This window comes from Streptomyces sp. NPDC051207 (assembly GCF_040682395.1).
GTDB lineage: Bacteria > Actinomycetota > Actinomycetes > Streptomycetales > Streptomycetaceae > Streptomyces.
The window spans coordinates 92,112-104,210 of sequence record NZ_JBFBAX010000016.1; the positions used below are offsets into that span (position 1 = coordinate 92,112).

Here is a 12,099-nt window from a genome sequence, read left to right on the forward strand (position 1 = left end):
GGCCTTACGCACGGTGCATGCCGGGCCGACGCCCGGTCATGGCTCCAGGACCACCTTGCCGGTGGTCGCCCTGGTCTCCAGGGCACGGTGCGCGGCGGCCGCGTCGGCGAGCGGGAAGCGCTGCACGGCCGGGGTGAGCCGGCCGGCGGCGGCCTCGGCGAGGGCGCGCAGCTCCAGGGTGCGTACGGGGTCGGGGCCGCCCGCCTTGCGCAGCATCACCGGGCCGAGGACCTGCTCGGAGACACCGTCGACGAGGTAGGGGCCGCCGCCCTTGACGCCCTCGGCGGACCAGCCGAAGACGATGTGCCTGCCGCCGGGTCCGAGGAGGGCGACCGCCGCGCGTGCCACGTCGCCGCCGACGCCGTCGAAGACGACCGTGGCCGGGGTGCCGCCGAGGTGGGCGCGGACCTTGGCGGGCCATGCGGGGTCCCGGTAGTCGACGGCGAGGTCGGCGCCGTTCGCGGCGACGCGGGCCACCTTCCCGGGGCCGCCGGCCAGGCCGATCACGGTGGCCCCGGCGTTCTTGGCGTACTGCACGAGCAGGGTGCCGATGCCCCCGGCGGCGGCCGGGACGACGGCCACGGTGTCCGGGCCCGGCTCGGCGAACTGCACGATGCCCATCGCCGTACGGCCCGTGCCGATCATGGCGACCGCCGCGGCGAAGTCGAGCCGCGCGGGAATCTCGTGCAGGCGGGCGGCGTCGGCGACGGCCAGTTCGGCGTAGCCGCCGGGCGCGAAGCCGAGGTGGACGACGACACGCTTGCCGAGCCAGTGGGCGCCCACGCCCTCGCCGAGCGCGTCGACCACGCCCGCGACCTCGCGGCCCGGGACGGTGGGCAGGGCGGGCAGCTCGGGGAGCGGGCCCTGTTCGCCCTCGCGCAGGGCGGTGTCGATCAGGTGGACGCCGGCCGCGGCGACGGCGATCCGCACCTGGCCGGGGCCCGGCCGGGGGTCCTCGACCTGCTCGAAGGTGAGGTTCTCGGCCGGTCCGAAGGCGTGCAGGCGGACGGCGTGCATGTGGGCCCCCCAAAAAGAAGCGGTGCGTGGTCGGTGGAGGTGCCGTCCGCGGGCGGCACGGGGCCCACTCTTCGACCTCAAGTCTGCTTGAGGTCAAGTCGGTGGGTGCCGGTTCTGGTGGGGGCGAGCGGATGGTTCGGTCTCATTCTTCGGTCCCGTTGTTCGGGCGTGTTCTCCGGTCCCTTTCTCGGCCGTGTTCTCCGGTCGCGTTCTTCGGTCTCAGGCGCCCTTGAGGTCGAGGGACCGGTGGTCCTGGTGGCCGAGTGCCAGGGACACCGCCGTCAGGGCGCTGTTGAAGGACACCTCCGACAGCACGCCGGGCGCGGCGACCTGGTCACCGGCGAGGTACACGCCGTCGCCGCGGTCCACCGCCGGCCGGTCCCGCCAGCTCGTGCCCGGCAGGTCCACCGCACCCGTGCGGCCGGCCGCGACCGCCTCCCGCCGCCAGGTCACGCGCCCGCGCCAGCTCGGGAAGCCCAGGTCGAGCAACCGCTCGGCGCGGGCGATGCCGTCGGCCTTCGTCTCGCCCGGGCCGATCGGGATCTGCCCCTGGATCAGTTGCTCGCCCGCGGGCGCGAGCGTGCGGTCCTGGGCCGTGAACCGCTCGAGCCAGCCCGGCGCGTCCAGGTCGGACACGACGAAGGCGTCGCCGCGCCGCGTCCGCACCGCCAGGTCGATCAGCGCCGTACGCCCACTGGGCCAGGTCAGGGAGTCGTCCCTGAGCAGTCGGCGGGCGGCGTCCAGCGAGGTGGCGACGATGACCGGGGTGTCCGTCGGGAGCGTGTCGACACGGGCCAGGGTCTCCAGCCGGACGCCCAGGTTCCACGCGTGCGTGGCCATGCGGTCGATGACGCCGCCCCAGCCGCCGCGCGGATAGTGCGCCTCGGGCGGCAGCTTGGTGGCGCGGCGCAGCCGCTCCTGCACGAACGCCGCCGACAGCGCGCCCGGGTCGTGGTGGAACAGGGCGACCGCCGAGTAGTGCGCGGCGGCCCGCGCGCCCTCCTCCCCGGCGATGCGGGTGGCCCAGGTCAGGAAGTCGGTGTCGACGGGCGCGGGCGGCAGGCCCCGGCGCAGCAGCTTCAGCATGGCGAACGGCGGTATGCGGCGCAGTGCGCCCCGGTGCCGCAGTCGCAGCCGGGCGGCCTCCAGCGGCGGGAGCGGGGCGAGCGGGCCGATCAGGTCGCGCTGCTTGAGCCACGTCCAGTGCGGGCCGCCGTTGTAGAGGGCGTGCGGACCCTCATTGGTCTGGTACGGACCCTCGGCGGTGCGCGCCCGGCCGCCCAGGGTGTGGTGCGCTTCGTACACGGTGACTCTGGCGCCCGCCTCGGCGGCGGTGATGGCCGCGGTGAGCCCGGCGAAGCCGCCGCCGATGACGGTGATGCGGTGCATGTCGGGGATCTCCCTCTGTTCGGGTCTGCGGGCCCGGCACGGGCCGGTTGCGGTGTGCCGGGGGCCGGCTGTTGCGCCACTACGACATGAGGAGGGACCCCGAATGTGACATCGGTGCCTGACACGGCGGGTGATGCGCGGGTGATGCGGCGAGTGGTGGGGCTGTTTTCGCAGGTCGGGGCGGTTGTCAGTGGTGGGGTGCAGCATGGGGGCATGGCAAGGAGAGCGGTGGGCGGGCGGTCAGGGGTCGGTACGGCGGTGCGGGCGGCGCGCCGCCCCGAGCTGCGGCTGCCGCCGCTGGAGGCCTACGGGAGCGGCGGGCTCGAGCCGGACGGGGACTACGACGGGCTGGAGTTCCGGGAGGCGGATCTGTCCGGGCAGGACGGCGCGGGTGCCCGGTTCATGGACTGCGCTCTGACGGGCTGCGCCCTGGACGAGACGCGGCTGCCGCACGCCCGCTTCCTGGACTCCCGCCTCACCGGCATACGGGGCGTGGGCACGGACCTCGCCGAGGCGACCCTGCGTGACGTGGAGGTCGTCGGCGCCCGCCTCGGGGGCACGCAGGCGCACGGTGCCGTGCTGGAGCGGGTGGTGATCCGGGGCGGCAAGCTCGACTGCCTGAACCTGCGCACGGCCCGCCTCAAGGACGTCGTCTTCGACGGCTGCGTCCTGATCGAGCCGGACTTCGGGGGCGCCCGCCTGGAGCGCGTCGAGTTCGTGGACTGCGAGCTGAAGGCCGTGGACCTCCACGCGGCGACCCTGACGGACGTCGACCTGCGCGGGGTCGCCTCGCTGGAGATCGCCCGGGGGGTGGACCGGCTGGCGGGGGCGGTGATCAGTCCGGGGCAACTGGTGGAGCTGGCGGGGGCGTTGGCGGCGACGCTGGGGGTGCGGGTGGAGTAGGGAGTCCGGTCCGGCCGCGACGGAGGCTGAGGGGGCCTCAGGGGGCCATCCTCGGGATAGGTGGCTCAGGGCAGTCGGGGGAAGCGGGCCTGGAGCGTCCACACCGCGGGGTTCTCGGCCAGGTCCTCGTGCAGGTCGCACAGGTCGGCGATCAGGTCGTGCAGGAAGTCCCGTGCCTCGCGGCGGAGTTCGGCGTGGGAGAAGGTGAGCGGCGGCTCCTCGGCCGGCATCCAGTCGGCCTCGACGTCCACCCAGCCGAACCGGCGCTCGAACAGCATGCGGTCGGTGGACTCGGTGAAGTCCAGCTCCGCGCGCTGGGGGCGGGAGGCCCGGGAGCCCGCCGGGTCCTGGTCGATCCGCTCGACGATGTCGCACAGCGCCCACGCGAAGTCCAGTACCGGCACCCATCCCCAGGCTGTGGACAGCTCCCGGTCCGACTCGGTGTCGGCGAGGTAGACGTCACCGCAGAACAGGTCGTGGCGCAGCGCGCGGACGTCCGCGCGCCGGTAGTCGGTCTGCGGGGGGTCCGGGAACCGGTTGGAGAGGGCGTAGCCGATGTCGAGCACGGGGCGATGGTGTCACGGCTCGCCGGGACGCTGCGCCGACCCTGCCTCGTGCCCGGCGCCTGGCGCTACGGCGTGATCCCCCACGTCACCGTCACGTGCTCGGCGCTGTCGCCGCGCTACCACTTTTCCCCGGCGCCACGTTCCGGTGCCCGGCGCCTCGTTCCTGTGCCCGGTTCCCGGCGCACGTTCCCGCCCTCCCGGCGCCACGTTCCGGTCCCCGGCGCCACCGTTCCCGTTCCCGCGCCCGGCGTCACCGTCTGTCCCGGGCGCCACCGCGCTGCCCGTGTCCCTGCCCCCGGCGCCACTGCGCCCCGTTCCCCGCGCCCCGGCGCCCAGTTCCCGGCGCTCGTCCCCCCCCCGTGCCCGGCGCCGCGGTCCCCTCACGGCAGCAGGCGCTGTTCCTTCGCCACCGCCACCGCGCCCGCGCGGGTGTCGACGCCGAGCTTGTCGTAGATGCGGCTGAGGTGGGTCTTCACCGTGGCCTCGCTGATGAACAGGGCGCGGGCGATCTCCCGGTTGCCGAGGCCGCGGGCGAGCTGCGTGAGGATGTCGCGCTCGCGGTCGGTGAGCGAGGGCCGCGGCCGGCGCATGTTGGCCATCACCCGGCTGGCGACGGGCGGCGACAGCGCCGTACGGCCCCGGGCGGCGGCGTGGATCGCGGCGAACAGCTCCTCGGGGCGTTCGGCCTTGAGCAGGTACCCGGTCGCCCCGGCCTCGATGGCGCGGGTGATGTCGGCGTCCGTGTCGTACGTGGTCAGCACCAGGACGTGCGGCGCGGGCCCCGGCCCGGAGGTCAGGCGCCGGGTGGTCTCCACGCCGTCGATGCCGGTGCCGAGCTGGAGGTCCATCAGCATCACGTCGGGCGTGAGCCGACCGGCGAGCGCGAGCGCCTCCTCGCCGGTGCCGGCCTCCCCGACGACCTCGATGCCGGGGGCGCTGTCGAGCAGGGCGAGCAGCCCGGCGCGTACGACGACGTGGTCGTCGCAGACCAGGATGCGCACGGGGTGGCCGCTGTCGGTCATCGGGGTGCCTCCAGGGGGACGGCGGCGGACAGGACGGTGCCCTCGCCGGGGCCCGACTCGACGGTCAGCGTGCCGCCGAGCTGCCGCAGCCGGGCGCGCATCGCGGGCAGGCCGTGCCCGCGCACCCCGGGCGGGGCGCCGGGCGGTGCGGCCGGGTCGAAGCCGTGGCCGTCGTCGGCGACGTCCAGGACGACCCGGTCGTCGAGGAGGGTGAGGGTCAGCGTGGCGCTGCGGGCGTCCGCGTGCTCGCGGACGTTGGCGAGGGCGCCCTGGGCGATGCGCAGCAGGGCGGACTGGACACGGTCGGGCAGCCGCGGCTCGCGCCCGCCGGCGTCGATGTGGACGCGTACGGTGAGCCGGTCGCCGGACTCGCGGGCGGCCAGGGTGTGCAGCGCGGCGCCGAGGCCGCCGCCGCGGGCGAGGTCGGCGGGCGCCAGGTCGTGCACGAAGCGGCGGGCCTCCGTGAGGTTGTGCTCGGCGACGGACGCGGCGGTCCGGACGTGGGCGCGGGCCTTGCCCGGGTCGGCCTCCCAGATCCGCTCGGCGGCCTGGAGCAGCATGCGCTGACTGGACAGGCCCTGGGCGAGGGAGTCGTGGATCTCCATGGACAGCCGCTCGCGTTCGGCGAGGGTGCCCCCGCGGCGTTCGGAGGCGGCGAGTTCGCGGCGGGTGCGGATCAGGTCGTCGATGAGGGCGCGCTGGCGGGTGGTCTGCCGTTCCGCCCGGAGGAACACGGCCGTGGCGATGGCGGCGACGGCGGGCGGCGCGAGCAGCAGGTTCGGGTCGAAGCGGCCGGCGAGCCGGAGCTGCGCGGCGACGACGAACACGGTCAGTACGGCGACCAGGACCAGGGCGGCGCGCGGCGGCAGGGTGCGCAGCCCGGTGTAGAAGAGGGGAACCGCGCACCAGGCGAAGCTCGGCGCGAGCACCACGAGCACCATCCACACCACGACGACCAGCCCCAGCCAGGCCGTCCGCCTCAGCCGCGTCCCCGGCCTGCCGGGCCGGCCGCCGAGCACGGGCCCGAGCACGTGCAGCAGGGCGAGCGTCACGGACAGGGCCACGATCCACGGGGTGCGCGGCTCGCCGGGGTGACGCAGCAGGAAACGCGCGAGGGCCCCGCCGAGCAGCAGGAAGAACGCCGTGTGCAGCACGGCAGCGAGCCACCGGGCGTCCGGGTCGTACGGCTCACGCGCGCCGGGCTCGCGCAGGCGGGGCTCACGCCGGTCGAGCGCTTCAGGCGGCTCGCGCCTGTCGTACGGCTCACGCATCCCGGCGCGCCTCCTTCCGCCTACGTGCCGCGCCACCGGGAGGACGGGGGCGCGCCGCGTCACAACCGACCCGGCCCTCCCGCCTCCGCCGCCCCGAACTGGGCAGACACTCCCATGGTGAGGCCTCGCCCGGCCGTCCGGGTCAGCTGATCGGATGACCCCGGCGTCGGCCGTTCCGCGCGCCGTGAGCAGCCGGAACGGCGACGGCTCGGGCCCGTTTCCGGCCCGAGGGTGGTTGCGGAGCCCAGCCCGGGCCCGCTTCCACCGCCGACCCACCGAGGAGCCGACCCCCATGCCCAGCACGCCCACGCTCTCCCGCCGCGCCCGCGTCGCCACCGCCGGTGCCGCCCTCACCGCCGCCGTCGCCGTCGCCGTCACGGCACTCGGCACGGTCTCCGCGAACGCTTCCGCCCCCGCCACCCCCGCTAAGGCCTCCACCGCGGCCCCGGCCACCGCCGCGTCCGGCCGCACCACCACCTCCACCCACCTCACGATCGACGCGGCGACCGAGGCCGCGCGGGCCGCGCTGGACGCCGCCGAGAAGGAGAACCAGCGCGTCACCGTCGCCGTCGTCGACCGCAACGGCAACACCCTCGTCACCCTGCGCGGCGACGGCGCCGGCCCGCAGTCCTACGCGTCCGCCGAGCGCAAGGCCTACACCGCGGTCTCGTGGAACGCCCCCACCTCCCGGCTCGCCGAGCGCCTGGAGCAGGCCCCGAACCTGAAGGACATCCCCGGCACGCTGTTCCTCGCCGGTGGCGTGCCGGTCACCGCCCAGAACGCCCCGATCGCCGGTATCGGCGTCGCGGGCGCCCCGTCCGGCACGCTGGACGAGAAGTTCGCCGCGGCGGGCGCGGCGGCGCTGGCCCCGTAGCCCCGCGGCGGACCCGGACACGGCGGAGCCCCCGGCGCCTGTCGGCTGCCGGGGGCTCCACTTGCCCGGGGTGGGGCCGGGTCAGACGTTCACACCGAAGTCCTGGGCGATGCCCACGAGGCCCGAGGCGTAGCCCTGGCCGACCGCGCGGAACTTCCACTCGGCGCCGTTGCGGTACAGCTCGCCGAAGACCATGGCCGTCTCGGTGGCCGCGTCCTCCGACAGGTCGTAGCGGGCGATCTCCGCGCCGCCGGCCTGGTTCACGATCCGGATGTAGGCGTTGCGGACCTGGCCGAAGTTCTGGTTGCGGTTCTCGGCGTCGTAGATCGAGACCGGGAAGACGATCTTGTCGATGTCCGCCGGGAGGCCGGCCAGGTTGACGTTGATCGCCTCGTCGTCGCCCTCGCCCTCGCCGGTGCGGTTGTCGCCGGTGTGGACGATGGTGCTGTCCGGCGTCTGCTTGTTGTTGAAGAACACGAAGTGGGCGTCCGAGTAGACCTTGCCCTGCGCGTTCACCGCGATCGCGGAGGCGTCGAGGTCGAAGTCAGTGCCGGTGGTGGTGCGGACGTCCCAGCCGAGGCCCACGGTGACGGCGGTCAGGCCCGGAGCTTCCTTGGTGAGCGAGACGTTGCCGCCCTTGGACAGGCTTACAGCCATTGTTCGGGAGTCCCTTCCTTCGATGCGTACGCGATTGCGTGGTGCGGCGGGCTTCCTACCCGTACCGCTTGCGTACGGGCACGAAGTTACCGCTACCCCTATGAACGCCGCGGGAGGTGCCGAAGGTTCCGGGCGGCTTTACCTTTTTTACCTGCCGGGGCGAAAACGGGGTGACGTGGACCGGACAGGGAGGGGAACATGGACGGCATGTCCGGTCCCCATGTCATCCGCGGCTCCGTCTGCCTCCCGGAGGCCGAGCTCCAGTGGCGTTTCTCGCGGTCGTCCGGGCCGGGCGGGCAGCACGTCAACACCACCGACACGGCGGTGGAACTCCGCTTCGACCTGGCGGCGACGCAGGCGCTTCCCGAGGTGTGGAAGCAGCGGGCACTGGAGCGGCTGGCCGGGCGCCTGGCCGACGGCGTCGTCACCGTCCGCGCCTCCGAGCACCGCTCCCAGTGGCGCAACCGCGAGACGGCGGCCGTACGCCTGGCGTCCCTGCTGGCCGAGGCCACGGCGCCGCCGCCCCGGCCGCGCAGGCCCACCCGCGTCCCGCGGGGCATCAACGAGCGGCGGCTGCGGGAGAAGAAGCAGCGCTCGGAGACCAAGCGGGGGCGTTCCCCGAAGAACTGGTCGTAGCCGCAGAGCCGGTCGTGACCGCGGTACTGGCCGCAACCGCCCGCGGCCGAGGGGACGGCCGCCTCAGCCCAGGTGCCGGTAGCGGCCCCGGAAGTACAGCAGCGGGCCGCCGTCCGCGCTCGGGATGTGGGCCGTCAGCACACGGCCGACCACCAGCGTGTGGTCGCCGGCCACGACGCGCTGTTCCGTGCGGCACTCCAGGGTGGCCAGGGCGCCGCCCACCAGGAGCGCGCCGGTCACCTCGCCGCGTACGTAGGGGATGTCCTCGAACAGCAGGCGGTCGCTGAGGCGGCCCTTCATCGCGAAGCGGCCCGCGACGTGGCGCTGGCTCTCGGAGAGGACGGAGACCGCCCACTGCGGCTGCTCGTCGAGCAGGTCGTCCATGCGGGAGCCCACGCGCAGGCTGACCAGCACCAGCGGCGGGTCCAACGAGACCGACATGAACGCGGTCGCCGTCATGCCGACGTCCTCGGCGTCCGGTGCCTGCGGATCGCCGGCGTCGAGCGGCGGCTCCTGCGCGGTCACCAGGACCACGCCCGCCGCGAGCCGGGACATGGCTGCGCGGAACTCGTCGTGGGTCACCCCCTCAGCATGCCCGGAGGCGGGCGCGGGGATCATCGGGGGCGGGGCGGGGGAGTTCTTCGGCACTCCCGGAACGCTAGTCTCCGCCCAGCGCGCCCCGCATCGGGCCCCGGACCCAACCGCGGCCTAGGTCCGACGGCCGAGCCGGCCGCGGGGGCGGGCGCTGCAGGCGGTACCGACGGGGCTTGCGGGGTCGGCGGGGCACTACGGGGTTCACGGGAAAACGCCGAAAACGTCACCCTGCGCGCATAAATGCGTTCAGTAAAGGGACAGGAGAAACGCAGAACCCCCACTCAATTGTTCATCTTCACCTGTGACTTGAGTCACAAGGGCCAGGAATTGTTGACCCTGTGTACCGAGTGGGCAGCGCGCTGTGATTCAGTGGCGGAGAAGCTGCCAGTTCGATACGCCGAAGAGAACCCTTGATTCGCTGCGAGGTCTCGGGGGGAGGGCGAGCATGGAGACCGAGTCGGAGCCGTATGTCCGCCTTGCGTCCCTGCGCCAGTTGCACCAGGCCATGGCCGAGATGAACACGGCACGCAGCCTGGCGGACACGCTGCAGACCGTCGCCGACGGCGCGGTGGGCGCCCTCGGGTACGAACTGGCGTGCGTCAACCTCGTCCTCCCCGACGGCGACCTCGTCGTCGCCGCCTTCGCGGGCAACCCCGCCGCCGAGGCCCTCATCACCGGCCGCGTCGGCTCCCGCGAGTCCTGGGACCGCCGCCTCGCCATGGGCGAGCAGTGGGGCGACCTGGTGTTCATACCCCACACCGAGGGCTGGGTCCTCGACGACGACGACGTCCCGCAGTGGTACACCGACGGCCCCGCCCCGCGCTTCGAGGACGAGTGGCACCCGGCCGACCGCCTCTTCGCCCCGATGTACGCGCCCGGCCCCGGCGGCTCCAGCGGCGAACTCCTCGGCGTCCTCTCCGTCGACCGCCCGCGCAACGGCCGGCGGCCCGGCGCCTGGGGCCGCGAGGCCCTCCAGATGTACGCCTTCCAGGCCGCCATCGCCATCAGCAACGCCCGGCTGCGCTCCAACATGCAGCGCGCCCTGGTCCGCCTGGAGCGCGAGCAGCAGGCCCTGCGCGCCAGCGAGGAGAGCTTCCGCCAGGCCTTCGAGTACGCGCCCTCCGGCATGGCCATCGCCGAGATGGGCGGCGAACAGCACGGCCGCATCCTGCGCACCAACGACGCCCTGTGCCGGCTGCTGGGCCGCCCCGCCTCCGCGATGCGCCGCTACGCCTTCTCCGACCTGGTCCACCCCGAGGACATCGGCACCCTGCTGCGGACCTCCGCCGAGGGCGGCCGGGCCGAGCTGCGCCTCGGCCGCCGCGACGGCAGCTACGTGTGGGTGTCGCTGCGCAACTCCGTGGTCGCCGACGCCGCCGACGGGCCCCGCTTCCTGCTCACCCACGTCGAGGACATCGAGGAACGCAAGCGCCGCGAGCTGCAGCTCGCCCACCGCGCCTCCCACGACTCCCTGACCGGCCTGCCGAACTCCGCCGAGCTGCGCGCCCGGCTGGCCGCCCGGCTCTGCCAGCGCCCGCAGTCGCTGCACGCCGCCACGGCCGATTCCCTCGACGCGGCCTACGGCCACCCCGCCGTCTACGACACCCCGAGCCACGGCTTCGACTACGGGCCCGCGGCGGAGGCGTACGACGCCTTCGACCACCACGTGCACACCGTCGCCCCCCACAGCGACCGCGACGACGGCACCAAGGGGCTCGCGGTCCTCTTCTGCGACCTCGACGGCTTCAAGTCCATCAACGACCGCTTCGGGCACAACGCGGGCGACGCCGTTCTCATCGAGGTCGCCCGGCGGCTGTCACGCGGCGTGCGCGACGGTGACACGGTCGCCCGGCTCGGGGGTGACGAATTCGTCATTCTCGCCAACGGGCTCGGCCGGGCCGACGCGCAGGACCTCGCCGTGCGGCTGCGCAACGAGATCATCCAGCCCATCCGGGCGGAGGGCCGCGCGGTGCGCGTGGGCGCCAGTTTCGGCATCGGGTGGGCGCATTGCGGCATGACCGCCGACGAAGTCCTGAAGTCTGCTGACGAGCGGATGTACATCGAGAAACGATCTCGTCCCAAACAGCACCGGCGCGCCGGTTGAGGTCCAGGTCAGCGAGTTGATGCGATCCGTGTCACCCGTTCGGGGCACGGGAAGCGGGTAGGCTCGCCCTTCTCACCACCCCTACCGCATCCGCACCGCACCTGTTTGAGGAGACCAAGGGATGACGCCCGGCAACAACGGCGCGAGCACGCCCGAGGACGACGACCCGTTCGGCTACCTGTACGCCGACGGGCAGGCCAACGGAGCCCAGCCGCCGTCCGGTGGATACGGCTACCCGAACTCGGTCAACCGGGTGCGGACGGTCGGCACACGCCAGTACGGCCAGCAGCCGCCGGCCGGCGCCCCCATGCCGCAGCAGCAGAGCCCGTACGGCAGGCCCGGCGCGCACTACGCGGCGCCGGAGACCTTCCCCGGCGGCGCCACCACCGTGCAGCACCCGACGCCCGGCATCGGGTCCGGTGGCGGCGGCGGGCGGGGTCGCGGGCCCAACACCAAGGGCCTGCTGATCGGTGCCGTCGCGGTCGTCGCGGCCGTCGTGATCGGCATCGGCATCGCCATGGCCACCAGCGACGGCGACGACGACAACAAGTCCGGCGGGCAGGCGACCACCGCCCCGACGGCCCAGCAGAGCGCGAAGCCGAGCGAGGCGCCGAGCAAGGGCGCCGAGGAGGAGGCCGAGCTGCCGGCGATCGACGCGAAGGCGCTCCGGCTGGAGAACGGCCCCGTCCTGGCGTCGGACGTCAAGGGCGCGAAGGCCGACGGCGGCGTCTACGTGGCGGGCTTCAACCAGGTCGGCGCCACGGTGACCTGGACGGTGAACGGCATCGAGAAGGCCGACACCTACCGGCTCTACGTGCGGTACGGCATCCCGGGGGTGGACGCCAACGCCACCCTCCTGGTCAACGGCAAGGCCAACGCCCAGCCGCTCAACATGAAGAACTTCGCGGGCTCTCCCAAGGACGACTGGGAGAAGGGCTGGCAGAACACCTGGGCCGACGTCAGCCTGACCGAGGGCACCAACACGATCCAGCTCGTGTGCAACGAGGGCAACCAGTGCAACGCGAACCTGGACCAGCTGTTCCTCGAGGACGAGCCGAACGCGTAG

The 12,099-nt window shown here is 74.0% G+C and carries 12 protein-coding genes; 5 read left to right on the plus strand and 7 right to left on the minus strand.

The genetic code is table 11. The features are described 5' to 3' along the window. Positions 1-36: 36 nt before the first annotated feature. Positions 37-1,017 (minus strand): zinc-binding dehydrogenase, encoded by a 981-nt coding sequence (locus tag AB0M97_RS17735; RefSeq protein ID WP_365961782.1) that lies wholly within the window; start codon positions 1,015-1,017, stop codon positions 37-39. A gap of 219 nt (positions 1,018-1,236) precedes the next feature. Further along, positions 1,237-2,406, minus strand: coding sequence for an NAD(P)-binding protein (locus AB0M97_RS17740; protein WP_365961783.1), 1,170 nt, complete (start codon positions 2,404-2,406; stop codon positions 1,237-1,239). 213 nt (positions 2,407-2,619) lie between these two features. On the opposite strand from AB0M97_RS17740, the gene AB0M97_RS17745 reads away from it, so the two are divergent. Then, a complete protein-coding gene (locus tag AB0M97_RS17745) occupies positions 2,620-3,309 on the plus strand; it encodes a pentapeptide repeat-containing protein (RefSeq protein ID WP_365961784.1) in 690 nt (229 codons plus the stop codon). Between the two features lie 65 nt (positions 3,310-3,374). Here AB0M97_RS17745 and AB0M97_RS17750 read toward each other — a convergent pair whose 3' ends face one another. The 3 genes from AB0M97_RS17750 to AB0M97_RS17760 form a co-directional block, all read right to left on the minus strand. Beyond that, a complete protein-coding gene (locus tag AB0M97_RS17750; RefSeq protein ID WP_365961785.1) occupies positions 3,375-3,875 on the minus strand; it encodes a hypothetical protein in 501 nt (166 codons plus the stop codon). Between the two features lie 380 nt (positions 3,876-4,255). Next, positions 4,256-4,897, minus strand: coding sequence for a response regulator transcription factor (locus tag AB0M97_RS17755; protein WP_365961786.1), 642 nt, complete (start codon positions 4,895-4,897; stop codon positions 4,256-4,258). Next, positions 4,894-6,168, minus strand: coding sequence for a sensor histidine kinase (locus tag AB0M97_RS17760; RefSeq protein ID WP_365961787.1), 1,275 nt, complete (start codon positions 6,166-6,168; stop codon positions 4,894-4,896). Before AB0M97_RS17760 ends, AB0M97_RS17755 begins: the two co-directional genes overlap by 4 nt. A 292-nt stretch (positions 6,169-6,460) precedes the next feature. On the opposite strand from AB0M97_RS17760, the gene AB0M97_RS17765 reads away from it, so the two are divergent. Continuing rightward, the gene (locus tag AB0M97_RS17765; RefSeq protein WP_365961788.1) at positions 6,461-7,042 is read left to right on the plus strand and encodes a heme-binding protein; all 582 of its coding nucleotides are present in this window, start codon (positions 6,461-6,463) and stop codon (positions 7,040-7,042) included. 81 nt (positions 7,043-7,123) lie between these two features. On the opposite strand, the gene AB0M97_RS17770 is transcribed toward AB0M97_RS17765, so the two are convergent. Further along, positions 7,124-7,699: a TerD family protein gene (locus tag AB0M97_RS17770; protein ID WP_365961789.1), complete on the minus strand. Its 576-nt coding sequence runs from the start codon at positions 7,697-7,699 to the stop codon at positions 7,124-7,126. Between the two features lie 198 nt (positions 7,700-7,897). Here AB0M97_RS17770 and arfB point away from each other — a divergent pair, with 198 nt between their 5' ends. Then, the gene (gene arfB, locus AB0M97_RS17775; RefSeq protein ID WP_365961790.1) at positions 7,898-8,335 is read left to right on the plus strand and encodes an alternative ribosome rescue aminoacyl-tRNA hydrolase ArfB; all 438 of its coding nucleotides are present in this window, start codon (positions 7,898-7,900) and stop codon (positions 8,333-8,335) included. Between the two features lie 63 nt (positions 8,336-8,398). On the opposite strand, the gene AB0M97_RS17780 is transcribed toward arfB, so the two are convergent. Next, on the minus strand, positions 8,399-8,953 hold the full coding sequence (locus AB0M97_RS17780) for a flavin reductase family protein (RefSeq protein ID WP_365961839.1): 555 nt from the start codon (positions 8,951-8,953) through the stop codon (positions 8,399-8,401). Between the two features lie 421 nt (positions 8,954-9,374). Between AB0M97_RS17780 and cdgB the strand changes: the two genes are divergently transcribed. Further along, entirely contained in the window at positions 9,375-11,033 is a 1,659-nt protein-coding gene (gene cdgB, locus AB0M97_RS17785) for a diguanylate cyclase CdgB (RefSeq protein ID WP_365961791.1), read from the plus strand. A 121-nt stretch (positions 11,034-11,154) separates the two neighbouring features. Beyond that, a complete protein-coding gene (locus AB0M97_RS17790) occupies positions 11,155-12,099 on the plus strand; it encodes a carbohydrate-binding protein (protein WP_365961792.1) in 945 nt (314 codons plus the stop codon).

Bases quoted from the DNA above. Each gene is read 5' to 3' on its own strand.
- AB0M97_RS17735 (WP_365961782.1), bottom strand. From the start codon at position 1,017: ATGCACGCCGTCCGCCTGCACGCCTTCGGACCGGCCGAGAACCTCACC.
- AB0M97_RS17740 (WP_365961783.1), bottom strand. From the start codon at position 2,406: ATGCACCGCATCACCGTCATCGGCGGCGGCTTCGCCGGGCTCACCGCG.
- AB0M97_RS17745 (WP_365961784.1), top strand. From the start codon at position 2,620: ATGGCAAGGAGAGCGGTGGGCGGGCGGTCAGGGGTCGGTACGGCGGTG.
- AB0M97_RS17755 (WP_365961786.1), bottom strand. From the start codon at position 4,897: ATGACCGACAGCGGCCACCCCGTGCGCATCCTGGTCTGCGACGACCAC.
- AB0M97_RS17760 (WP_365961787.1), bottom strand. From the start codon at position 6,168: ATGCGTGAGCCGTACGACAGGCGCGAGCCGCCTGAAGCGCTCGACCGG.
- AB0M97_RS17765 (WP_365961788.1), top strand. From the start codon at position 6,461: ATGCCCAGCACGCCCACGCTCTCCCGCCGCGCCCGCGTCGCCACCGCC.
- AB0M97_RS17770 (WP_365961789.1), bottom strand. From the start codon at position 7,699: ATGGCTGTAAGCCTGTCCAAGGGCGGCAACGTCTCGCTCACCAAGGAA.
- arfB (WP_365961790.1), top strand. From the start codon at position 7,898: ATGGACGGCATGTCCGGTCCCCATGTCATCCGCGGCTCCGTCTGCCTC.
- AB0M97_RS17780 (WP_365961839.1), bottom strand. From the start codon at position 8,953: ATGATCCCCGCGCCCGCCTCCGGGCATGCTGAGGGGGTGACCCACGAC.
- cdgB (WP_365961791.1), top strand. From the start codon at position 9,375: ATGGAGACCGAGTCGGAGCCGTATGTCCGCCTTGCGTCCCTGCGCCAG.
- AB0M97_RS17790 (WP_365961792.1), top strand. From the start codon at position 11,155: ATGACGCCCGGCAACAACGGCGCGAGCACGCCCGAGGACGACGACCCG.